This is a genomic window from Falsiruegeria mediterranea M17 (assembly GCF_900302455.1).
GTDB classification, from domain to species: domain Bacteria; phylum Pseudomonadota; class Alphaproteobacteria; order Rhodobacterales; family Rhodobacteraceae; genus Falsiruegeria; species Falsiruegeria mediterranea.
Genome location: NZ_ONZG01000021.1, coordinates 12,072 through 38,322, shown reverse-complemented (window position 1 = coordinate 38,322; position 26,251 = coordinate 12,072). Strand labels below are relative to the sequence as shown.

3 protein-coding genes and 1 pseudogene are annotated in these 26,251 nt (G+C 60.0%); all 4 read right to left on the bottom strand.

Features of this window, described 5'->3' with window-relative positions; genetic code table 11:
• Positions 1 to 32: 32 nt before the first annotated feature.
• The 4 genes and pseudogenes from TRM7615_RS24355 to TRM7615_RS24345 all read right to left on the bottom strand — a co-directional run bounded on the left by TRM7615_RS24355 (position 33) and on the right by TRM7615_RS24345 (position 25,879).
• The gene (locus TRM7615_RS24355; RefSeq protein ID WP_108792583.1) at positions 33 to 13,385 is read right to left on the bottom strand and encodes a hypothetical protein; all 13,353 of its coding nucleotides are present in this window, start codon (positions 13,383 to 13,385) and stop codon (positions 33 to 35) included.
• 216 nt (positions 13,386 to 13,601) lie between these two features.
• Positions 13,602 to 13,840, bottom strand: a pseudogene (locus TRM7615_RS26300) (helix-turn-helix domain-containing protein); the annotation flags it as partial.
• A gap of 549 nt (positions 13,841 to 14,389) precedes the next feature.
• Positions 14,390 to 14,575, bottom strand: coding sequence for a transposase (locus tag TRM7615_RS26150; RefSeq protein WP_268877568.1), 186 nt, complete (start codon positions 14,573 to 14,575; stop codon positions 14,390 to 14,392).
• A 54-nt stretch (positions 14,576 to 14,629) separates the two neighbouring features.
• A complete protein-coding gene (locus TRM7615_RS24345) occupies positions 14,630 to 25,879 on the bottom strand; it encodes a VCBS domain-containing protein (protein ID WP_165821534.1) in 11,250 nt (3,749 codons plus the stop codon).
• Between the last annotated feature and the right edge of the window lie 372 nt (positions 25,880 to 26,251).

Below are 26,251 nucleotides of genomic sequence, written 5' to 3'. Positions count from 1 at the left end.
AGCGATCAGGGAACTGCACTGCACCTTTCCACTTAGATGATTGCGGTTTCTTGAGCGCCGCTGGCGTTGGTAAAGATCACTTCAACTTCGTCAGCAAAGCCACCGCCGTCAGCATTGACGGTTGCCGCCAGTGATCCGTCCACGGTCAATGCGCCGTTGGAATTTTCATAGCCCACGTGGTCTGCCAGGTCTTCACCCAGGCTCAGCGCAACAACAGAGGTGAGATCGATCTGGTCGACACCAACCGGGAACAGAATTCCGACTGGTTCCTCGAAATCCAGGATGACATCGGCGGACCCGAGATCCGTGATCGTAAAGATGTCGGTGCCTCCGCCGCCTTCAAGGGTGTCCGCCCCGGCGCCGCCAATCAGAACGTCGTTGCCATTACCTCCTCTGCCCCAATCGTCACCGGCGCCAAGATCGACCCGGAAATCACGGGTCGAATTGCTCAGGTCCACAAAGTCAGAACCGCCCTGCATTTCGAACCCTTCGATTTCTACGTAAGGATTGGTCACGTCCAGGACCACCGCGTCATCGCCACCGGTGCCCCGCGCGATGTCAGTGCCGCCAACTGCTCCGGTGACGTTGTCCATCAAATCACGGGTAAGCCCGTCGGGTCCTGTATGGGTGCCATTCGGTTCCATCTGCAACGTGTCTATGTCGAGATTTGCGGTCGCGGTCGAGCGCGCCGGTCCAGGTCCGCTGTCGACGACGTCATAGGTCAGTGTCGGCATTCCGACATAGGCATCCGGCACCGTCACAAATACGGTCGAGCCAATGACATTCAGCCCCACAAGCGGATCGCTGGAGGTAATGTTCTCGACCGTCAGCGGCTGATCCGGATCTGTCGAATTGGCCAAAAGGTCGGTAAACGAGATTGCGAAACTCGGGTCAGTTGAACTGATGTTGACCGGGCCGCTCACGTCCGGCTGATCATTGATTGCGACCTGGAACGCCTCGGGCACACCGCTGCCGTGGTTGGTTGAGACCGTGATCTCACCCTCAAGCACGCCAGCATAGGTGCCCGGTACTGTGATCGACAGGGCGGCCACAAGCACTGCGAAGTCCGCCGGGGACGTTGAGCCGCGCGTCAAGGTAAGGCGGTCTCCGCTGATCGTACCGGCCGAGGATGTCGTGCCCGGGGGCAGGGGATCAGTGAAGTCTACCAACACCTCTTCGAGCGTTTCGGACGGAACCGCCTGAACATCCGTGACGGTGGCCATGATACCGAAGTCGACAACAATGGGTACCCCGGTTTGTGGGGCAGTGTTGGGCTGCACATCGACCATTACGGACAGATCCAACTCACCATCTACATCGATGGTGAAGGCTCCGCTTTCATCACCGCCTTCGTTTGTGGTGACATTGATCGTACCGTTCAGCGGCATGCCATTGGTGGCGTAGTCCTGCGGGAAGATCAGCGTAAGCTGCTGGAAATCAGCAAGGCTGCCCGTGAAGCTCAGATCGGCGGTGGTCACTGGCACAATCGGATTCGAGCCCACCTGATAGGCCATGCCGTCAGGAACACCGGTGATCGTGTAGGTCACGTTATCGACCATCTCAGAACCATCGACATCGGTGACCTGAATATCGAAATCTCCAGCCGGATCGTGGGTCACGACCGCGTCGGTTTCATCCAACTCCACATCTGGGTCCAGAACACTGAACACAAGATCCGGCGCAACCGCGATATCCAGGTCCAGTGTTTGCGTCGGGGTACGCTCAGTGTCGGTAAAGATCCCGTCGGCATCCGTGGTGATGGCCGTCACATCCAGCGATGTCATGCCACCAAAATCAGGCGGCGCAAGGAACGTCACCACACCATCTGGTGCAAAGCCCAGGTTGATCGACGGGTTCACGGTTGGGCTGGGTGTTCCACCCAAGGTGACTACGCCACCGACAACCGGTTGTTCGATCCCATCCACAAAGATCTTGCCGCCGGTTGGAACGACGACCTCAAAGCTCATTGTTTCATGGGGATCTGGTGTTTCACCGGACAGGGTCAGGGTAAAGAGATCGCCGGAATCCTCGACGCCGGTTGTTGGATCAATACTAGCCGTCAACGTGGGTGTGTCTGCATCCGGCCGCACGCGCAGAACAAAGTTCTGCGTTCCGGTCGCCTGATCTGAATTTGCCAGCTCTAGCGTATTCACCGTCAGGCTGAGCGGGATTTCACTAGGCAAGGTGGGATCAAGGGAATCTGGTGTCCGGGCGTGCTGATTCACAAGCTCGACGGAAACCAGCGGGAAGGCCGCCTCGGAGATCGTATAGCTGCCATCCCCGTTGTCGATGAAGCCGTTGTTCGACGGTCCGGTGACATTCAGGTAATCCGGCACACCTGCCAGAACGATTGTAATGGTCTCCGATCCATCCTGATCGGGAGTGTTAGCCTCGATGAACTGGCTCAGGTTCAGCGGAATGTCCTCGATCGCGGTGATGATCGGTACACGCCCGCTTTCGTCGACAAAGGGCTGTCCGGTGTCTGGATCCAGGATCGTGTTGTTAAAGTTGAAGAACGGATCATCCGCAACCGGGATGACCTGAAGCGTTTGAAACAGCGTCGACGATGCAGTACTTCCGTCAATATCCTCGCTTGTGGCCGTTATTCGAATTTCCAATTGACCACTATAATGCTCTGCCGCTCTGAGGCCAAGCGTGTCGATATCATCATAGTCAACCAGGAATCGTGTAAAGCCTCCACCGACATCAGTACCTGTTAGCGGATTGCCATTCTCATCCAGCAGTTCTGCTCCAGATCTTGTATCAAGGTCGATTTCAACCGTATCTCCGGGGCGTTCGCCGCCATCCGGGCTCGTGATTGAAAGGCCAAGATCGAACACCGTGTCCTCGTCGAAGGACCGACCTCCGGTCAGGCGGATCACGGGCGGATCAACCACCGGATTGATGGTCAGGCTGAACGTGCTGCTTGCTGAATCCGATGTGCCGCAGGTGAAGTTGTTGAGGATCATCGAATAGTTGAGCGAGTTCAGCTCGTCATACGGATCATCGGGCCCAAAGGTATCGGCCGGATCGAACGGATTTGTCGGGCTGGATTCATGCGGAGGCGGCGTGAACAGCAGCTTGCCTTCGGTCTGTGTCGGGTCGCTGGGATCAACGCCAAGCACGGACAGGTCGATGACCCAGAAACCGGTGACGGGGTCGAACAGCGCGCCTCCGGGCGGGTCGGTCGCCAATGATGACCCCGGTGGCAGCTCGATCCCGATGCCGAAATCGCCGGTAACACCGTTTGGCAGGTTCACCAGATCGTCGATGGAGTCATAGAACGGAGGCTGCGGCGTGATCTTGAGCGTCAACTCGATCACCGTATCCTCGTCTCCGCTGCCGATGAGTTCGAGCATTGGAAGGGGCAGTTCTTGTTCCGGATCACAGGGATCGGTTCCATTACCCGTTGCTGGTACAACAACCACGGTAAAGTCCATCGGGACGACTGATCCGCCCGGCAAAGAGTCGATCAGCATCAGAACTTCTTCGGGTGTTCCGATCAGGCCATTGAGGGGTTGGTCATCTTCCACGACAATCGCGTGGATTGTCATGTCGTAATAGGTCACCTCGGTCACGTTGGTCGGGACAAATTCCAGCGTCGCGAGTTGATCCGCCGTGACCACATAGGACTCACCGCTCGAATCGATGGGTGTTCCGCCAAGGAAGGATACACTCGGATCAACGTCCGTGATCAGGTAGTACAGGGTCTCGGACCCGTCGAACTGTCCGCCAGCAAAGGTGATCTCGGTCATACGACCTTCGATCGGATCTGCCGGTCGGAACAGGTTGTCGGGTGAGATCGGACCGGTTCGCAGGAAGATATCCCGAATGCGCGAGTCCAATGCGAATGCCGCGTTGTCTTTGCCCGCATAGCCATAAACCCGGTCTGCGTTCGCGACACCGTCGACTATTTCGGTTGGCCGGTAGGCATCGTCGATCTGATCATCGGTGATGCCTGAGTTTGGATCGTCGGTCGGATCCGGGTTCTGCAATTCAAGGATCGGATCATCGGCAATGCCTGTAACGTTGACCGTGACGGTGCCGGTTGCGAGCTGGAACTGGCTTTGATCAATCGTCTCATAGTAGATGACCGAGACGTCGAACTCGATGGTTTCGTTGCTGTCCTTGCCGGGTAGGATCCACAGTTCGGCGGCCTGTGTCGGCGTCAGGCGCAATTCACCGTTGGCGTCGACAGGCAGTGAATTGTAGTACCGGTCGGGAATGACCGGGTCAGCTTGCGGCGGCCCAAGGAAGAAGGTCGGCACACGGCCAAAGGAATCCGGCACCACGTTTGTGATGACAACCTGACCCAGTATCGCCTCGGGCGATCCGGGTGAGTTGTTCATGTTGTCGATGATGTTGCCATCGATGGGCGTGGCAAGTGCCGTGTCTTCCTGACCGTTGAAGCTTTCGGATGGATCGCCGCCATCAATCACCGGATCCACACGCAATACTTCGTCAAGCGTTGTGATGCGGGTGTTGCCACCGTCGGATTCGGTTGTCACCACGTCAATCTTGAGAGGGTAGTCGCCCGCGTAATGGGTCGGAATGCCACGCAGTTCCGCCGTCAGCCAGCTTTCGTTTTCCAGGCTCCACGAGTTGAATCCGGGCGGCACGTTCACATCTGTCAGCAGAGCAGGGATCTTTGGGCCGGTCGGATCGCTGGAATCCTGAACATAGACCGTAACGCCATTTGGCACTTCGCGCATGACAACGGCGGTGACGGATTCCGACCCGTCAGTGTCTTGAATGACGGGCTGGAAGGGGATCTGCCAGACACCACCGGCATCGTCGATCACCATCTCATTGCCCTGAGGCAGTGTCAGGATGACAGCGATGTTGTTGACCGGGTCCACATCGACATCAAAAGTCGCATCCGCCTGGGCGTTGCGCACCTCGTCGGTGTTGTCGTCCGATACCGAAACCTCGATGTTCAGATCGTCGCCAAAGAAGTCACCCACAGACGAGAACGGATCGCCGTTCTGTCGATCAACATCGTAGTCTTCATAAAGCGAGGGTCGCAGTTGCAGCGACGCTTCAAAAGAGGTGACATCCGGCACAAAGCTAATGGTCAGATCACCGGTCGCCTGGTTGTATGTCGCGCTGTCAATCAGGTCGTAGGTCGTCTGTGCCAGTGGCAGGCCGCCATCGGGCTGAAAGAATGCGGATTGCTGTACAGTTGTGCCGCTGAGATGGTCGGCGATCCAGTCCGTCGGGACGTTCGTGATCACGATGGTCTCGATCTGCTCGGACCCGTCCGTATCGGGCGTCGAAGCATCAAGCCCGACGTAAAGGTCGACCTGACCAGGACCGCTGCCATCGGCGGTGCTTTCCAGCAGGGTCAGAATCTCATCCCCGCTGACAGAGCCATCCTTGATCGTGGCGCTGACGATCTGCTGGCTGTCATCGGCCACTTCGGCTGGTCTACGGACAAACACCGAAGCCGTCAGCTCTGCTTCGGCACGTGGACGTACTGTTTGGATGATCTGGAAATCCGTGGTCGCGAAGTTGTCGCTGGTATCCACCTCGACATCGCCGGTGGTGGTCTCATTCCAGGCCAATGTTCCATCAAGCGTCAGGACGCCGCTAAAGTGCTGGGGCACAACGATACGCATCAAATCAAGCGCATCGGCAAACTCCTGCGCGCTGGTCGTGGGCAGCGGCGTGATCGCATAATCCACGCTGGTCAGCGTCGATCCGGCCTGCGTGATCTGCACCTTCGAGGCCAGTCCCTTGTTGCTGACTTCGAGCAGAAGGTCATTGGTATTGGACGGATCGAAATTGTCGCTTTCGGTGGCAACCGCGATGCTTAGCACAAGGCTTTGCAGCACTTCGGAGCCATCATTGTCCTGCAGGGCAATATTGCTGAGCTCTATGTTGACACGTTTGGAGCCGCCGGTGTTTTCGTTTGTCCGCGAATTGGCCACCGTGAAATCAAGCGGATCGACAATCGCATCGACATCGATATCCAGATCATCCTGCGCCGTTTGTGTGTCCGAGGGCAGGCCAGCCGCGGTGTCAACGGATGTGACCGTCGCCACGAGGTCGTCGCCGACGATCGTTGCAGCGTCGCGGTCGTCATCGGCCAAAGGCGTGACCCTGAGTGCGCCCATGAACTCCTGCACGCCGCTGTTGAGCGTGATCGTCAGTGTTGTGCCGGAAACTGCGGCAGATGCCACTTGCGCGGCACCCTGTTCGAACAGCGACAGATCAACAGTCCCATTCGTGTTCGGAACCCAGCCCGCAGGCATGTTGTCGACCACGATGGTTGTCAGTTGCTCGGACCCGTCGCGGTCCGGTGTCTGCGCGTCGAAGGTCATCAAGAACGAGCTGTCTTCGTCGACCAGATAATTCCCCGCGGCGATCCGGTCTACGCTGGCGGGACTGTCATCGACGGAAATGACCAGAGTCGGCTCGGCAACAGGCGTCACATTCAGATCAAAGCTCTCGGAAGTGCCAGCAGTGGTGCCTTCGTCCGTCTGCACCGTGACTGTGACACCAACAGTGCCCGAGAAATGCTGCGGGAAGGATACCACGCCAAGCGCCTGCAACTCGGCCAGGGTGCCGGTCCAGCTGTCGGTGGGTCCGTTCACGATCACACCACCGGTCAAAACGGTGTCCCCTGTCGGCAATCCGGTGAAATCGACCGTGATGGCGGTGATACTCTCGGAGCCGTCGAGATCGGTGACAGCTGCATCGAGGTTGAGGGGGATGAAGCTACCCAGATCCTCGATCACCGTGATGTCCTGAGCCGCGATGACCACGTCTTGTTCCGACGAGACGGTGATGACAAAGCCTCGGGTTTCAATCCCATCGGTGCCGTCAACGTCGGTCTCACCTGCGAGAATGGCCTCGTCGGTGGTGAATGTCGCGCTGCCCGTGATGTCCGTGGTGGTCGAGAAATCGTCGGGCAGACGCAAGATCAGGCCCTTGTATTCGGCGTCGGTAAGACCATTGAACACAAATGTCGTGCCCGCGGGCACGGCCATGAAAGTGGTTCCACCGTCGGTCGAATACTGTGTCCCGTCGGGCAAACCGGAAACCGTGACATCAACGGTCGCGATGCTCTCTGATCCATCGGCATCGGGGGACGTGGCCGAGATCGCATCCACCAGACGCGCATCAAGCGGCGCTTCTGTCGTGGTGTCTTCGTCGATATCGCCCGGTGCGTCATTCTCGACCAGATCCAACCGGCCAGGCCCGCTCAATGTCAGATCGCCTTCGGCTTCGACAGTCACCGTCAGATCGCCGCGGCCCAGACCGCCTTCATCGGTGACGGCAAAGACAGATCCTGTGAGCGTGGTTGCAGGGCTCCCGGTCGAAAAGTCCGTTGGGAGTTCGATGATCAGATTGTTGTACTCGGCCAGCGTGCCAACAAACTGCAGCGTCGGTAGCGCATCCTGGAAAGTCGTGCCGCCATCGGTTGAATACCGTGTCCCGGTTGGCAGGGCATTGAACAATACGGCAACCCGCGTGACGGATTCCGATCCGTCCAGATCCGTTGCCACCGGTGTGATCTGATCCGCCGGGCGGAACTGAACCGGTGCATCGGTTTCGGCCAACGCAAAGCTGCCATCGCCAATGGCCAGATCGCCCTCTTCGCGCACGGTGACCGGCACATCCCGGGACACGGTTCCTTCGTTTGTCGTGACCGAGATCGTGGCAAACAGGCTCTGCATCGGGTTCGTCGTGGAGTAGTCCGTTGGCAGCTTGATCGTCGCGCCAGTGGGGATGCTGCCAACCCCATTAAAGATGTAGAGGAAATCGGAGGTTCCATCGCCGTTGTCGGTGAACATGCCGATCGGATTACCTCCGCCATCCAAAACCTCGGTCCCCGTAGGCAACCCATCCAGATCAAAGGTCAGGTTCAGGATCGTTTCGCTCGGATCGACAATGATGTCGATGAAATCCGACAATCGCACATCAACCACTGCATCGGTTTCATCAACGGTTACTTCGCCTTCGATGATGATGTCCGGCGTTGGGGAAACGATGACACCCTGCACGGTGTTCTCGGCACCTTCAGGTGTTGTCACAGTGATGAGATTGAGGATTTCGCCATTGTAGTTGGGGGGCAGGGACAGGACCAGATTGTTTGCCTGGGCCACGGTGCCAACCCAACTGGTGCCGGTCAGGGTGCCACCATTGACCCCAGTGCCTGCAGGCAGACCAAACATCTCGATACTGACTTGTGCCGCAAATCTGGGATCGCTCGGATCGGCGGTTTCAGATCCATCCTGGTCGGTGATATCGATCTGGATCTCAAGATCAACATTAACGCCCAGATCGGGATCGCCGGTATTTCCACCATCCTCTTCGGCCGTGATCAGCAACGGGGCTGCGAGGGAAATGTCCTCTTCAAACCCAATCTCAACCACACGCGTCGCTGTGGCTGTTCCATCTGTCGGTGTGTCTGTCGCGGGATCCTGATCTTCATCTGTCTGCACATCGAGTGTGAAGGTCAGGGGCAGGGTGGTTGACCCATCGGTCAGGTCGGACCGGTTTGCCGTCGAGAAATCGACAGGCAAAGTCAGATTGAATGCAGCATAGGCCGCCGCGACATCACCCACATTCGCGGCATCCATGGTCAAGGTCAGCGTACTGGCCCCGGTTGCAGCATCGGTTGCAAAATTCAAGGTTGCGCCGGTCGGAACCGTTATCATCAACGAGGTTTCATCAGATCCGGCTGGCAACCCGTCGATCACGAGCGTCAGCGTCTCCAGTGCCTCCGACCCGTCCAGATCGGATGCAGCGGGCAACAACAGGTCTGAGGGCGTAACCAGCGTGCTAGCGTCCGTCTCGTCTGGCACGGTGTCTGGCAGGCTGTCATCGATCTCAACATCGCCCTCAGGCGTGATGCGCAGAGATATCGACGTGCTGATACCGCTGGCATCTTCTGTGGATGTTGCCGAAAGGGTGCCGTCCAGAACAAGGTCGTCCGCCGCCGGGCTCTCGGTCGAGTAATCTGTCGGGAATGAGAGCTGCAGTGCCTGATACTGAGCCTCGGTTCCGGTGAAGGTCAGCCCGCCGCCTGTTGCAGGGTCATAGGAATAGGTCGATGCCGGGACATTCAGGACCAGAACATTGGGTGGCAGATCCGCAAGGTTAATCGAGATCGTCTCGATCACCTCAAACGGCATATTTCCGTCAGTGTCATCCACACTGACCTGCCAGACGGTTGATGGCGTAACAACAATACGCGCATCCGTTTCCTGGGCGCGCAGTTCTTCGACGTCCAGAACGATATCGCCGGTTGGCGTGATCTCGATGATCTGGTCAACGCTCACTGTTCCCTCAGGGCTCAGCGCCCTGATCTGGCTCTGGATTGTGCCCGAATAGTCCTCTGGCAGGGTCAGGTTCAGAGCATTGGCCGCCACCATGTTACCCGTCCAGATCCCCGTAGCGGGATCGAATTGCCCGACAGAGAAGGTGGAACCATCAGGAAGACCGGTAAACTGGATTTCGACCGTCGTACTGTCTTCCGAGCCATCGATATCGGTTGCTGCAACCTGAATACCAAGATCCAGCGTCACACCAACGCCACTGCTGTCTTCAGATCTTGTCAGTGTCGCAGGTGCATCCAGTGTCACGTCCAGCTCGAAGCCGATCTCGACGATGCGTGTTGCGGTTGCGGTGCCGTCGGTGGGGGTGTCGGTTGCGGGGTTCTGGTCCTCGTCGGTCTGCACATCCACCGTCAGGCTCAGCGGCAGGGCGGTGGCGCCGCCCGTCAGGTCCGAGCGGTTGGCCGTCGAGAAGTCCGCAGGCAAGGACAGCGACAGCGCCTGATACGCCGCCAGCACGTCGCCCACATCCGCCGCCCTGAGCGTGATCACCAGCGTTGCCGCCCCCGTCGCCGCGTCATCCCCGATGCGCGAGGTCGCGCCCGCGGGCAGGGTGATCCCCAGGCCCGCCAGATCCGAGCCGCCCGGCAGACCCGTGATCGTCAGAACCAGCGCCTCCAGCGCCTCAGACCCATCCGCATCCGTCACCGCAGGCAGCAGCAGCTCCGACGGCACAACAGGCGTCGGAGCATCCGTCTCGTCCGGAACCAGATCCGGCAGCGTATCATCAATCTCAACATCACCCTCAGGGGTGATCCGCAGGCTCACCGGCGCCGACTGGCCGCCCGCATCCTCGGTTGAGGTCGCCGTGAGGGTGCCGCTCAGCACCAGGCCGTCCGCCGCCGGGCTTTCGGTGGAATAATCCGCCGGGAAGGAGAGGTGCAGCGCCAGGTATTGCGCCTCGGTGCCGGTGAAGGTCAGCGGACCCCCGGCAGCCGGATTGTAGCTGATCGTGCCCGCCGGAACCCCCAGCACCTGCACGTTCGGCGGCAGGTCCGCAAGGCTCAGCACCACCGTCTCCAGCCCCTCGGCCGGCAGCCCCGGATCGCTGTCCGAGACCGAGACGGCCCAGGCCGCCGACGGCGTCACCACCACCCGCGCATCCGTCTCGGCGGCCACAAGCTCTTCGATATGGAAGTCGATATCGCCCGCAGGCGCAACCGTCAGCACCTGCGCCGTGCTCACCGTGCCTTCCGGGCTCCGCGCCGTGATCACCGAGCTGATCGTGCCCGAGTAATCCCCCGGAAGATGCAGCGTCAGCGCCTCGGCCTGCGCCATCGTGCCGGTCCAGATGCCCGTTCCCGCATCCAGCGTGCCGCCGTTCACAGCCGCCCCCGGCGGCAGATCACTGAAGGCGATCTCAACGCGCGTGCTGTCCTCGGATCCGTCCCGGTCCGTTGCCTGGACCGTGATCTGCAGATCCACCGTCACGCCGCCGCCATCAACCCCATCGCCATCCTCGACCGCCACCAGAGCGCCGGGCGCCGCAAGCGTCACATCCAGCTCATACGACACAACAACATCCAGACGCGCGAGGCCAAAGCCGCCTTCGTCCGACACCGCCGCAACCTCGGCATAAAGCGTGGTCGCCGGATTCTGCGTCGAGTAATCGGTGGGCAGCGACAGCACCAGGCTCTGATACTCGGCCAGCGTGCCGATGAAGTTCAGCGCCGGATTGGTCAGCGGCGCAAAGCTGACGCCGCCATCGGTCGACACCCGGGTGCCCGGCGGCAGCGCGTTGAACACCACCGCCACCAGCGCGATGCTTTCCGAGCCATCCGCATCCGTCACCTGCGGCACCAGGCTGGCCGCGGGCGTGAACAGCACCGGCGCGTCGGTCTCGGCCAGGGTCAGCGTCGCATCCTCGAGCAACACGTCACCCTCTTCGGTGATCACCACCGGGATGTCGCCCGTGGAGGTGCCATCGCTGGTGGTCACCGTCAGCGCCGCCTCCAGCATCACCGCAGGGTTTGTTGTCGAGTAATCCGTCGGGAAGATCAGCCGCACCCCGGCCGGGTCCACACCCGACCCCGCAGGCAGCGTCAGATCAAAGGTAAAACTGCCGTCGCCCGCGTCGGTGAAGGTGCCAAGACCGCCATCGCCCGCGACCCCCATCCCAGGCGGCAGGCCGGGCAGGTTCAGGCTCAGGCTCTCCACCGTCTCGTCCGGATCGGTCACCAGCACAGAGATGAAGTCCGACAGCAGCACCTCGACCGGCGCGTCCGTCTCGGCCTTCAGGATCGCACCATCGATCACGATATCCGGCGTGGGCGTCACCACGATCGCCTGCGGCACGCTCTCCACGCCCTCGGGCGTCGTCACCGTGATCGTCGACAGGATCGCCCCGTTGTAATCCCCCGGCAGGCTCAGAACCAAAGCCTCGGCCTGCGCAACCGTGCCGGTCCAGCGCCCGGCACCCGCATCCAGGGTGCCGCCATTCGCCGTCGCCGCCCCGGGCAGCCCCGCAAAGAGGATCTCAACCGTTGCCGCAAAGCGCGGATCGCTCGGGTCTTCGGTCTCGGACCCGTCCTGATCGGTGATCGCAATCTCGATCCCCAGATCCACATCCACGCCCTGGCTGCTGCCCGGCACCCCGTCATCCTCGGAGGCAAGCCGCAACCGCGGCGCGCTCAGCGTGATGTCCTCGGTCGCGCCGATCTCGACGATGCGTGTTGCGGTTGCGGTGCCGTCGGTGGGGGTGTCGGTTGCGGGGTTCTGGTCCTCGTCGGTCTGCACATCCACCGTCAGGCTCAGCGGCAGGGCGGTGGCGCCGCCCGTCAGGTCCGAGCGGTTGGCCGTCGAGAAGTCCGCAGGCAAGGACAGCGACAGCGCCTGATACGCCGCCAGCACGTCGCCCACATCCGCCGCCCTGAGCGTGATCACCAGCGTTGCCGCCCCCGTCGCCGCGTCATCCCCGATGCGCGAGGTCGCGCCCGCGGGCAGGGTGATCCCCAGGCCCGCCAGATCCGAGCCGCCCGGCAGACCCGTGATCGTCAGAACCAGCGCCTCCAGCGCCTCAGACCCATCCGCATCCGTCACCGCAGGCAGCAGCAGCTCCGACGGCACAACAGGCGTCGGAGCATCCGTCTCGTCCGGAACCAGATCCGGCAGCGTATCATCAATCTCAACATCACCCTCAGGGGTCACGCGGATCGGAAAATCAAGTGTTTCGGTTGCACCAGTGCTCGCAACAACTTCGATTGTTCCTGTCAGAGGACCATTGGCAATGTCGGACCGAGAGACAGTTGAGAAGTCGGTTGGGAAGGACAGCGTCAGTGTCTGAAATTCTGCCTCTGCCCCGACAAAGGCCAGAGTGTTGGTTCCGTCAGGCTGTGCGATGAGATTGCCAAGACTGCTGGTCGCATTGGCTGGCAATCCTGAGATTTCGATACGGATTTCGGAAACTGAGGCCGGTGAGTCAGGTGGATTGGTAACGATGACGATCTGATCGGCTGGTCGAATGACGGTTACGCCGTCTGTTTCCGCTGTTATCAGCGGGCCTTTCAGGACAATTGTCAGATCTGCTGGTGAGGAACCATTGTCATCATCACCGCTATAGTGGCGCTCAAACCTGTCACCAAAGGCATAGTCTGTTGGAGGCAGCAGGGGATTGACCTCAAGCCCGACAAGCGGGTCCTCGACGATCAGTTTCAGGTCATCCGCAGATCCTTGAAGAGGCGTTCCCGGGCTGAGAATGAAATGGAGCGGAACCCGAGACACATCGCCGAGCGTGGTCCATTCGCTTTCCGGCGTCGCCACATTCAAAAGACGGCTGAAAGGAACAAAAGCGGTGCCGGTATCAACAAGGAGCGAGGTTTCAGTTGCGTTGGGGAAAACGATCAGCGTGCCTTCGGGCTGTACGAGTATGAGGTTTCCGTCGATCAACGCCGGATACTCGACAACAGCCCCTTCGGGCAGTTTTACAGAGGTCAGAAAGTCAGTTTCGACGACAAGGACGTTGGGAGCGCCATTTTCCAGCATTTGCCGAACATCCGCTTGCGCGAGCGATCGAGTGGTAACCTGATCCTGACGTGTCGCCATATGCTGAGTATCCTGAAACAGAAAAGAAGCCGAAAATTTTCCAAAGTCTTAATTGAAGTATTACTTGATAAAGAGCTTATGCCAACCGCGATGTGAGTAGTGTAAGCGACGCAAAGCCATGCTGCCCTTGGGGTCTTGCAGCGGGTCGGCAACAGTTCTGTCGCAAACTTGTTAGAAGGCAGAGGATCTTTGGAATTGGTGAGCAGTTTAACGCGTCAAACCGGTCAATTTGCGCCGCAGTGCACAACGCTTGGCCGCTTCCGGCAGTGCGACCAGCCCATAGTATCCGCTCAGCTATGGCAGTTCTTCGTCGGTTAAAGAGTTCCACCTAATCTCGCGATAGACGGTCGAGCGGAGCCTATCGATCTCAGCCGCGATCTTGCTTAACGGCACTTGCGCTTAAGCATATCTTCGATTGTGCGGCTCTTACGCAAATCCAACTTTGTGTGGCCCATTTCCATTCTCCTTACATTTCAAAAAGATAGAGGATTCGTCGCAACCCACGTATGGATGCCCCCGGTCCATGGGTGGGAAGTTTCGAATTCTGGATAGTATGATCGGGTGCTGTCACGTGTCCGGCCTGTTTGTGCGGCGCATGTGACCGCTGGCCTTTATGGAAATACGCGAACTCAGGTCCAAATCAGTTTATCGGACTCGTGGCCACGAAGGGTTGCAATGGCTTTTCCAAATTCGATCTCGCCGATCCGCTTTCCTTATTCGATCCTTTCGTCCTCACATACCTGCCGGTATCCGGGCTCTGCCTTATGCAGCGGTGCCCGGTTTCGATATTCTTGGCCTGTCGCCAACATCGACCAAAGCCGGCGTGCCATTCGATTTGCTAATGCGACAGCCACCACCATCCTAGGGGGAGTTTCAAGCATATGGGCGAGCCAGGGCTCAACACAACGGTTTCGTCGTTCAATTGAGTTGATCACAGACATCGCACCGATGATGAGCAATCGCCGCACATCCTTTTGGCCCATCTTTGTGACGCGGCCGAGCCGCTATTTGCCGCCCGTCGAGTGTTGCCTGCGAACAAGACTCAGCCAAGCGGCAAAGTCACGACCACTGCGGAAGTTCTTCGCAGGAGGGCAGAAAGCTGCGACTTCCATCGCAGACATGGGGCCAACGCCGGGTAAACGGCTCCCATGCCGTGATCTCCCATCAGATAACTTGTTGTTTCCTAACAGGAGGCGCGCTTCAGGTTAGCGCGCTCCGACTTAGTTCTTCCGTCGCATTGCAACCTAGCCCGAGTTGGTTGACGGATCGTCATCTTCTGGCAAATGAACAATCGGATCATCCATCGGGAGATCAGGTTCTACGTTTTCATTCTGAGCATCGGGCTCTGCATTTCCTGACACCATAGGGTCATCCAACGTTGTCGGATCCAGAACAGGTGTGTCACCGGGCGATAACGCGTCAACACCAAGTGCCGACACATACGGGTTTGCGTGATCAACGCCCGGTGTTTGAGAAGACGCGTCAGGACCTACCCCGCCTCCAATCGCGTCAAGATAGGGGGATGTTGGGGAGTCCTGGCTGGACCCGGCGATCGCCTCGCGCGAATGCTCGGTGGGTTCGTTTTCGGGCGAAGTGCCCTGTGATTGTTCAGCATCGGCAACTTCTGATCGTTGAGCGACAGACGCTTCAACAACGTCGCTCAGGCCGATGATTTCGTCATTGGGATCTTGTGGATCCATGTCCACAGTTACCTCAATTGCAGGCTCATCGTAACTCGGAGCGTTGTGTTGCGAAGGCGTTACTGGCACGATGTCAATACCCAGCAGGGTCGTGTGATCAACGTGGTGACCACTGTTCCCATGCACGCTCTGGACGTTGATATTGACCTGCACCTCTGCATCCGACGTATGCGTTCCATGCTGCAGGATGCGGAACGTGTCGGTATGGCGCCCGGATGTTGTTCCGCCACCGCCTTGTTTGATCACAGCGGAATCCGCACGATAATTGTATTCGAAATGCCCGTTCTGGGGATTGATGGTCAACGTCCCGTACTGGCCCTGCAATGAGAGAACTCCGTGGCCTTGGCCATTGTCGATCGACCACCCCCCGGAACCGCCGGTCAGAGTGCCCGACAGGTGCGTGGTTCCAGAACCTTGAACCTGCGTTGCCTTGGGAGGTGTTGGCGCCGCAGTTACATCCAAAGTCGCCGTAGTACTGCGAGTTTCATGACCATCCGTTACCGAGATCGTCACTGGGACATCGGTTTGGTTTGCGCCGGATGTGGGGGTGAACACCCAGTTGCCGCCGGTTTGGTGGAAGCTCCCGTATCGCGCATCGACTTGAATATTTGAAACTGACAGTTGATCACCCTGATCCACGTCGGTCGCGTGAATGGCGGCCAACAGATCTGCAGGCGACCAGGTCTTGTTTGCCCCCGGTTGCGTCGCTCCGAGGTCTCCTGGATGAACAACAGGCCCGTCATTGGTGCCCGTAACGGTAATCACGAGGTTACGCGAGTCGGTATCGGTGCCATCGGTGACGGTTACAGGTATGGTTACCTGTTCGGTCGCGCTTGCCGCCAGGTGCTGGTAAGCCGCATCCTTGGGATCAAAGCTCCAACTACCGTCAGGGTTCAGTGTGAACCCAGCAGGTGCAGCTTGGCCAAGTGAATAGGTTAGCGCATCACCCTTATCCGTGTCCGTTGCCGACATTTGGCCAGACACCGTTGAACCGTCCTCGGTCGCCGAAGCCGTCGCCGCACTCAGAACAGGCGCGTCGTTGGTGCCGTGAATCGTCACGGTCAGCGTATGCTGCGTGCCATCGATGCTGGTGATGGTCAGCGTATCTGTCAGCGGCGGGCTCGAGGTACCCAGCCCCTGAACAGCCGCCTGGCTATTGTCGGCCGTGTAGGTCCAATTCCCGTTCGCATCCAGCGTGAAACTGCCGTAAGTGCCCGCGCCGGCCGTTCCAGCTACAGGGGTAAAGGCAGCTTCGCCCGCATCCGGGTCGGTGATGGTGAGCGTGCCGGACGTGGAGATACGGGCCAGCGAAGTATGGTGGCCGGGGCCGACGTCCTCGGTCACGTGGCCAGTGTCAACACCCGCGATCCGCGCGGAATCGTTCGTTCCAGTAACGGTGATGACAAGGTTGCGGGTATCCGTCGCACCGGCCTTGTCGGCGACCGTAACGGCAATGGTCACATCTCGCGTCTGGCCGTCTGGGATGTTCTGATAGGCTGCACCCGTGGGATCGAAACTCCACGACCCGTCCTGGTTCATCGTGAACCCGTCAACAGGTTGAGCGATCGAGAAGCGCTGCGTGTCGCCGGTATCTACGTCAGTCGCTGACATCCGACCCGTAACGCGCTGGCCATCCTCCGTTGCGTATGCGGTCGAAGCGCTCAGCACTGGGGCATCATTGGTGCCTCGGGCGAAGATCTCGACATGTTGCATTGCCTTCGAACCGTCGGTCGACACCGCTTCAATATCGAAGCCCATTGCATGCCGCTGGCCCGCGCGCATGTTTTGCACGGCGTTGTTATCCAGAGCAAAAGCCCAATGCCCGGATGCGTCTACCGTAAAGGTGCCATAGGCATTCGTTGTCGTCTGCGGCGTGAAGGACACGCTGTCGTGCGTGTCGGTATCATGCGCTTGCAGCTGACCGCTCACTTGCGTCTTGCTGTCCTCGACGACTTCGCCCAGCCAACCGGCAGTCGAGGCAGGCGTATCGATGACCACACCGTCTTCATGGCCTTGAATCGTAACCGAGATTGGAACCCGCGTACCATCCTGAGTAACCAGAACCGCCGTTTCCCCCAGGTTTTCGCCAGCCTTCAAACCCTGGATGGCCGGGTTCCCATTGTCGGCGAAATACATCCACTTATCGTGCCCATCCGTGCCATGGGTTGTATGGAAAGAGCCATATGTACCTTGGATGGTCGAGGCGAAATTCGCAGGAAGCTGGTGCAATACGCCGCCCACTTCGATCGCGACGACCTGTCCTTCGCCCGTGTCGGGGTCCGTGACATCCAAATTGTGCCAGGCGGTTTCAAGTCTACCGGACCTGCTGAGCTGGTCTTCGGTTATGCTGCCAGTCGTTGATCCCGAATAGACGGCCGCATCATTGGTGCCTGTGACGGTAATCGTGAGGTTCTGCGTGTCGGTGTCGGTGCCATCTGTGACGGTGACCGGGATGGTGACCTGTTCGGTCGCGCCTGCCGCGAGGTGCTGGTAGGCGGCGTCGGTCGGATCAAAGCTCCAGGAGCCATCGCCGTTCAGCGTGAAGCCCGCCGGCGCCGCCTGGCCCAGCGAATAGGCCTGCGTGTCGCCGGTATCGACATCCGTCGCCGACATCTGCCCCGTCACCCGGCTGCCGTCCTCCGTCGCCGAGGCCGTCATGGCGCTTAGGGAGGGGGCCTGATTGGTACCAACCACTTGAACCGACACCTGTTGGTTCGCCTTTGAACCATCGGTCGAGGTCGCCACAATGCTAAAGTGTTCAAAAAACTGCATCTTGTCGCCCAACATCGCGGCTTTTGCAGGATCAAGCTGATACTCCCAATGACCGGAAGCATCGACGGTGAACGTACCCAGATGACCTGTTATCCCCCCCGTCGGCGTCGCCTGCCAACTCACGCTGTCGGATGTGTCGATATCATGTGCCTGAAGCTGTCCACTGGTGATGACAGGGGTTGATGGACCTTGTTCGATCACATGGTCAATCGTTCCACTTGTGTCGATCCGGACCCCGTCCTCCGCTCCCTGAACAGTAACGGTGAGCGGAAATCGAACACCATCTGGCGAAATCAAGGTTATCTGTTCTGGTGGCAAAGCCTCCCCGGCCTTCAAGGCTTGAACAGCAGCGTTTTTATTGTCACCGATGTAGTTCCAATAGTAGCCCTCCGAAAGAACCCCTTGGCCATCAGCGTGTACGAACTGGAACTTGCCGTAAGGGGTAGCAACATCAAGGTCTGATTGCATGTCCCAGATCGCGATCTTGCCGCCAAACTCGATCTGCAATTGGCTCACGGGCCCATCGGCATCGTGCACGGTAAATCTCTGCCAATCGGTGGCGTCGTGCTTGTACGTTGAACCGAACAACTGCACATCGTTTCCATCTTCATGCGTAGTGCCGGTCTGAACGCCGCCGAAAACTGTCAGATCATTTGTGCCGGTAACGGAAATGACAAGGTTCTGGGTGTCGGTGGCCGTTCCGTCGGTGACGGTGACCGGGATAGTGACCTGCTCGGTCTGACCTGCCGCCAGGTGCTGATAGGCCGCGTCGGTCGGGTCAAAGCTCCAGGAGCCATCGGCGTTCAGCGCAAATCCCGCAGGGGCCGCCTGGCCGAGTGAATAGGCCAGCGTGTCGCCCGCATCCACATCCGTCGCCGACATCTGTCCCGAGACCGCGCTGCCATCCTCGGTCGCCGAGGCCGTTGCAGCACTCAGAACAGGCGCGTCGTTGGTGCCGTGAATCGTCACGGTCAGCGTATGCTGCGTGCCATCGATGCTGGTGATGGTCAGCGTATCTGTCAGCGGCGGGCTCGAGGTACCCAGCCCCTGAACAGCCGCCTGGCTATTGTCGGCCGTGTAGGTCCAATTCCCGTTCGCATCCAGCGTGAAACTGCCGTAAGTGCCCGCGCCGGCCGTTCCAGCTACAGGGGTAAAGGCAGCTTCGCCCGCATCCGGGTCGGTGATGGTGAGCGTGCCGGACGTGGAGATACGGGCCAGCGAAGTATGGTGGCCGGGGCCGACGTCCTCGGTCACGTGGCCAGTGTCAACACCCGCGATCCGCGCGGAATCGTTCGTTCCAGTAACGGTGATGACAAGGTTGCGGGTATCCGTCGCACCGGCCTTGTCGGCGACCGTAACGGCAATGGTCACATCTCGCGTCTGGCCGTCTGGGATGTTCTGATAGGCTGCACCCGTGGGATCGAAACTCCACGACCCGTCCTGGTTCATCGTGAACCCGTCAACAGGTTGAGCGATCGAGAAGCGCTGCGTGTCGCCGGTATCTACGTCAGTCGCTGACATCCGACCCGTAACGCGCTGGCCATCCTCCGTTGCGTATGCGGTCGAAGCGCTCAGCACTGGGGCATCATTGGTGCCTCGGGCGAAGATCTCGACATGTTGCATTGCCTTCGAACCGTCGGTCGACACCGCTTCAATATCGAAGCCCATTGCATGCCGCTGGCCCGCGCGCATGTTTTGCACCGCGTTGTTATCCAGAGCAAAAGCCCAATGCCCGGATGCGTCTACCGTAAAGGTGCCATAGGCATTCGTTGTCGTCTGCGTCGTGAAGGACACGCTGTCGTGCGTGTCGGTATCATGCGCTTGCAGCTGACCGCTCACTTGCGTCTTGCTGTCCTCGACGACTTCGCCCAGCCAACCGGCAGTCGAGGCAGGCGTATCGATGACCACACCGTCTTCATGGCCTTGAATCGTAACCGAGATTGGAACCCGCGTACCATCCTGAGTAACCAGAACCGCCGTTTCCCCCAGGTTTTCGCCAGCCTTCAAACCCTGGATGGCCGGGTTCCCATTGTCGGCGAAATACATCCACTTATCGTGCCCATCCGTGCCATGGGTTGTATGGAAAGAGCCATATGTACCTTGGATGGTCGAGGCGAAATTCGCAGGAAGCTGGTGCAATACGCCGCCCACTTCGATCGCGACGACCTGTCCTTCGCCCGTGTCGGGGTCCGTGACATCCAAATTGTGCCAGGCGGTTTCAAGTCTACCGGACCTGCTGAGCTGGTCTTCGGTTATGCTGCCAGTCGTTGATCCCGAATAGACGGCAGCGTCATTGGTGCCTGTGACGGTAATCGTGAGGTTCTGCGTGTCGGTGTCGGTGCCATCTGTGACGGTGACCGGGATGGTGACCTGTTCGGTCGCGCCTGCCGCGAGGTGCTGATAGGCCGCATCGGTCGGGTCAAAGCTCCAGGAGCCATCTGCGTTCAGCGCAAACCCCGCAGGGGCCGCCTGGCCGAGTGAATAGGCCAGCGTGTCGCCCGTATCCACATCCGTCGCCGACATCTGTCCCGAGACCGCGCTGCCATCCTCGGTCGCCGAGGCCGTGGACGCACTCAGAACAGGCGCGTCATTTGTTCCGTGGATCGTGATCTGGATCTGATGCGTCGTGCCGTCCGCGGAAGAGACCCGGTAGGTGGCATGACCGACCTGACCTGCTGCGAGCTGTTGAACGGCTGCATTGCTGTTGTCAGTGACATAGCTCCACGTTCCCGCGGAACTGATGTGCAGGCTGCCGCCAAACGGGTCGGAGACAGCATGTTCCCCAAACTGGCTGTATTGGAAATGCTCCTGTCCTGGACCGTCCGGATCCGTCACGTCCAGATCGCCACTGATCACGATCCGGCCGTGCACCTTGTCTTCGGTCGCCGACCCGGTATCCGTCCCGGTGATCACGGCGGCGTCGCCGACGGCCGCCAGTGTTGTAGTGGCTCCGGTGTGGGTCACCCCGCCATGGGCGTCCTTCACGTCGTAGGTGAAGTGGACCGCGCCGCTGTAATCCTTACCAGGCGTGAAGGTGAAGGTACCATCGCCATTGTCGCGGATCGAGCCGTGATCAGGGTGCAGGTTTTCGATGCTCAGCTTGCCGGCATCGTTGGCATCGACATCGACGGTGTTCGCGAGCAGCTGCGTCGTGGTGAGCGTCTGGCGTACATCCTCGGTGCCGGGACGTAGCGTGACTTCGGACGAGCAATAGGGCCGGTCGTTGCTGCCGTGGATCGTGATCACGATGTCATGCGGCGTGCCATCCTTGGAATGCACCGTGATCGTGTCCGTCAGCGTCTGGCCAACGCCCAGCTGGTCGATCGCCGTGCCGCGCGTGGTCGGCCGAGCACCAGCGTCTGCCAGATGACCGGCATCACCGTAATAGTGCCATTCCCCATTGGCTTTCAGGTACAGGTCGCCATAGGTTCCGTGATAATTTATGCCCGGTCGAACCGTGTCAAACTCCGCTTCACCGGCATCGGGATCGAGGATCGTTAATTTGCCGTCCGCAGAGAGTACGGACCTCTGGAGCGTGGCCATACCTGGCTGCGCGTAGTCAGGCGACATGTCCACTCCAGCCGTGTTTTCGGTCACATCGCCGGTATCAACGCCGCCGATGATGGCAGCGTCTCCGACTGCCGCCAATGTCAGGTTGGCGGTTTGCGCGACCGTCCCTCCATGGCCATCCGTGACCTGGTAGCTGAGGGCAACCGGCCCGTTGTAGTTCGGGTCTGGCGTAAAGGTGAAGCCGTTGGCCGCGTCGCCCGAGATCGTGCCGTGGCTGGCTGTCAGGCCGGTGACCGAGAGCTGATCGCCCGTGTCGATATCGGTCGCATGCTCGAGAAGCTGTGCCGCGGTGATCTGCACCGCCTTGTCCTCGGTGCCGCCCGGAAGCGTGACCGGGCCGCTGACGGCCGGGCCGTCATTGGTGCCTGTCACCGTGATGACGAGGTTCTCGGTATCTGTGGCCCCGGTCTTGTCGGCGACTGTGACCGGGATGGTGAGCTGCTGCGTCGCGCCTGCCGCCAGATGTTGATAGGCCCCATCTGTCGGATCGAAGCTCCAGGAGCCGTCGCCGTTCAGCGTAAATCCGGCAGGGGCGGTCTGCCCGAGAGAATAGGCCAGCGTGTCACCCGTATCCACATCCGTGGCCGACATCTGGCCGGTGACCGAGGACCCGTCCTCGGTTGCTGAGGCCGTCGCAGCACTCAGAACCGGCGCGTCATTCGTCCCGTGGATCGTGATCTGGATCTGGTGCGTCGTGCCGTCTGCGGTGCTCACACGATACGTGGCATGCCCTTCTTCACCGGCGGCGAGACGTTGAACGGCAGCATGAGAGTTGTCCACCGCATAGTGCCAGTTTCCATAGCGGTCCATGTGAAGGCTTCCGCCAAAAGGATCAGAGACCGCATGTTCTCCCCAGATGGAGTAACTGAAGTGGTTCGATGCCGCTCCGTCAGGATCCGAAACGCTCAAGGTGCCACCAACGCTAATCGGATGTGCCGACGACGGTCCTACATTTTTGTCTTCGGTCAAGTCGCCGGTATCCGTGCCGGAAACAACCGCCGGGTCATCCCGGGCGGCCAGCGCGATTGTCGCCTTCTGCGCGACACTTCCACCGTGACCGTCGGTGACGGTGTAGCTCAGGCTGACAGGGCCGTTGTAGTTGGGGTCCGGTGTAAAGGTAAAGCCGTTGGCCGCGTCGCCACTGATCGTGCCGTGGCTGGCCGTCAGGCCGGTGACTGAGAGCTGATCGCCCGTGTCCACATCTGTCGCATGCTCGAGAAGTTGTGCCGCGGTGATCTGCACCGCCTTGTCCTCAGTGCCGCCTGGAAGCGTAACCGGGCCGCTGACGGCCGGGCCGTCGTTTGTTCCGCTCACCGTGACAACAACGGTCTTCTGGCTCTGGGCACCGTGCTCATCAATCACTGCGACGCGGAAGTTTTCGGTGGGTTGATCGGTAGCCGAAAGCTGCTGCGTGGCAGGCAGGCTGTTGTCGAGCGTGTAAGTCCACTGACCTGTGTGGGCATCGATGGCAAATGACCCGTAGTGTCCCTGGGTCGATCCCACCGCGGCCCAATGGAGCCGCGAGCCTGCATCGACATCACTCGCGGACATCGTTCCCGTCGCCCTCGTCGAACTGGCGTCCTCGGTGACGGTGCCCGTTGTCACGGAACTTCCGTCGATCGACGGCACATCATTGGTGCCTTCCACCTTGATCGTCAGATGGCCTGTCGATGTGTGTCCATCCGGATCAGTCACCGAGAAGGGGATCGATACTGTGTGCTTCTGCCCCTCCGACAAATACTGATAGGCGCTGTTGGATGCGTCGAAAGTGTAGCTACCGTCCGGCTTCAGAGAAAATCCTGGCACCTGCGCTATGGGCTTGAACACCAGCTGTGCAGTGTCGCCTTTGTCTGCATCATCGGCGCTGATCCTGTCGGTCAGCGGTTTGCCAACCTGACCCGCCAGCGGATGATTGTCCTCGAACACATAGTGTCGGTTGGAATAGATGACGGGTGCATCGCTGGTGCCGTGGATTGTAAACACGACCTCCTGGGTCGTGCCGTCGACGCTATCAATGGTGAAGCGATCCTGTACCGACTCCCCGTCCTTGAGATAATCGACGTCGACATTCGGAAGATGATAATAGTACTTTCCATTGGCGTAGATCTGGAGCGTGCCGCCAAAAGACCCCTGTAACAGCCCGTTCACATCATGTGGCACGAATTGCGATTGTGCCGGGCCATCGGGATCCGTGACGTGGAAATGCCCCGTTGCCTGTAGCTCCGCGCCGCTGCCGAAACCAGTAAGGTCCCTGTCCTCTTTGAGTTGAGGAACACTCGCCGTTATCACCGCCGCGTCTCCGACTGCCGCCAATGTCAGGTTGGCGGTTTGCGCGGTGTTTCCACCATGGCCGTCGGTGACGGTGTAGCTGAGGGCGACCGGGCCGTTGTAGTTGGGGTCCGGCGTGAAGGTGAAGCCGTTGGCCGCGTCGCCACTGATCGTGCCGTGGCTTGCCGTCAGGCCGGTCACCGAGAGTGCATCGCCCGTGTCGATATCGGTCGCATGCTCGAGAAGCTGTGCCGCGGTGATCTGCACCGCCTTGTCCTCGGTGCCGCCCGGAAGCGTGACCGGGCCGCTGACGGCCGGGCCGTCATTGGTGCCTGTCACCGTGATGACGAGGTTCTCGGTATCTGTGGCCCCGGTCTTGTCGGTGACTGTGACCGGGATGGTGAGCTGCTGCGTCGCGCCTGCCGCCAGATGTTGATAGGCCCCATCTGTCGGATCGAAGCTCCAGGAGCCGTCTGCGTTCAGCGTAAATCCGGCAGGGGCGGTCTGCCCGAGAGAATAGGCCAGCGTGTCACCCGTATCCACATCCGTGGCCGACATCTGGCCGGTGACCGAGGACCCGTCCTCGGTTGCTGAGGCCGTCGCAGTACTCAGAACCGGCGCGTCATTCGTTCCGTGGATCGTAATCTGGATCTGTTTGGTGGTGCCGTCGACGGTTGAGACGGTGAGGGTGTCGGTGATCTGGTCGCCGGTCTTGAGCGCCTGGACAGCGGGTTGTCCGTTGTCGAGCGTGTAGCTCCAGGTGCCATCGGGCTGCACGGTGAAACTGCCGTGGGCGCCTGCCGCGCCGGTCTGTGGCACAAAGCTGGCCTGGCCCGCATCTGGGTCTGTGACATCGAGCTTGCCGCCGGTCGCGGTCAGCTTGTCCTCTGTCACGGCGCCCACGGCGGTGCCCGAGATCGCGGCCTTGTCGTCGGTGCCGTTGATGGTGACGGTGATCTGTTTGGTGGTGCCGTCGACGGTTGAGACGGTGAGGGTGTCGGTGATCTGGTCGCCGGTCTTGAGCGCCTGGACAGCGGGTTGTCCGTTGTCGAGCGTGTAGCTCCAGGTGCCATCGGGCTGCACGGTGAAACTGCCGTGGGCGCCTGCCGCGCCGGTCTGTGGCACAAAGCTGGCCTGGCCCGCATCTGGGTCTGTGACATCGAGCTTGCCGCCGGTCGCGGTCAGCTTGTCCTCTGTCACGGCGCCCACGGCGGTGCCCGAGATCGCGGCCTTGTCGTCGGTGCCGTTGATGGTGACGGTGATCTGTTTGGTGGTGCCGTCGACGGTTGAGACGGTGAGGGTGTCGGTGATCTGGTCGCCGGTCTTGAGCGCCTGGACAGCGGGTTGTCCGTTGTCGAGCGTGTAGCTCCAGGTGCCATCGGGCTGCACGGTGAAACTGCCGTGGGCGCCTGCCGCGCCGGTCTGTGGCACAAAGCTGGCCTGGCCCGCATCTGGGTCTGTGACATCGAGCTTGCCGCCGGTCGCGGTCAGCTTGTCCTCTGTCACGGCGCCCACGGCGGTGCCCGAGATCGCGGCCTTGTCGTCGGTGCCCATAACAATCACCACCAATTGATGGCTTGTGCCATCCACACTATGGATGGTGAACGTTTCGTGCTCGCTCTGTCCCGAAACCAGCGCCTGTACCGAAGGAGAACTGTTGTTCAAAACATAGGTCCAATGACCTGATCGATCGATCTGCACACGACCGTAACTGCCGGTCAAGGCCGCGGTGTGAAAATGTGCCTCGCCCGGATCAGGGTCGATGACCGTCAACGCGCCGGACACACTCAATACATGGTCTTCGGACGCAGTTCCGGAGTCCGTTCCCGTAATCTTGGCTGCGTCGGGCTGCGGCTGCACAGTAAATGGCATCTGGATCTGCGCCGAGTGTCCGTTTGGATCAACAACGGTCGCTGCGATGTGTCCGGATCCGAACCAGTCGGTCGGGGGCGTCATGGTCAGGGTCTTTAAGTCGGTGCCAGGGCCGAGGACCCAGGTGCCGCCTTGTCCTGCGTGACCTTGGTCCAAGGTTGTTCCGGGTGGCAATCCACCCAAGGTCACGGTGGATCCGTTCAGGGTGTTGTTGCCATTCACCACCGAGATCACGATTGGGACGGGGTTGCCTTCCTTTGCGCTCGGGATGAACCCGGCAATGGCGGGCCCGTTTGGTTGGCCGCCCGTCACGATATGGCTCGGCGTCTGTCTCGATGCTTGACTGCCACTGCCGCTTGAAGCCGTTGGAATGACCGCATGCCCGACGTTCTGATTTGATCCTATGCTCGGTAAGGCGTGGGTGAAGTTGGGTTCGCCCGCGACTGAGCCGCGAAGGTGAACCGGTGGGAGTGGGGCCAAGCCGGACGAGGCTAACCAGTCGGAGCCGGGTTCTGCCCCAAGACGACTTGGTTCGGAATGCAGCTCGGAAAAATCAACACCCATATGGCGTGCCAGGGCCGGTGCAGAAACCAACAACTGCCGATTGCCGGAACCGCCCCCGCTTTGCTCGGAGCCCTCAGGTGCAGCATGAGAGCCCTCGGTCGGAACTTCTGCAAGTTCGCT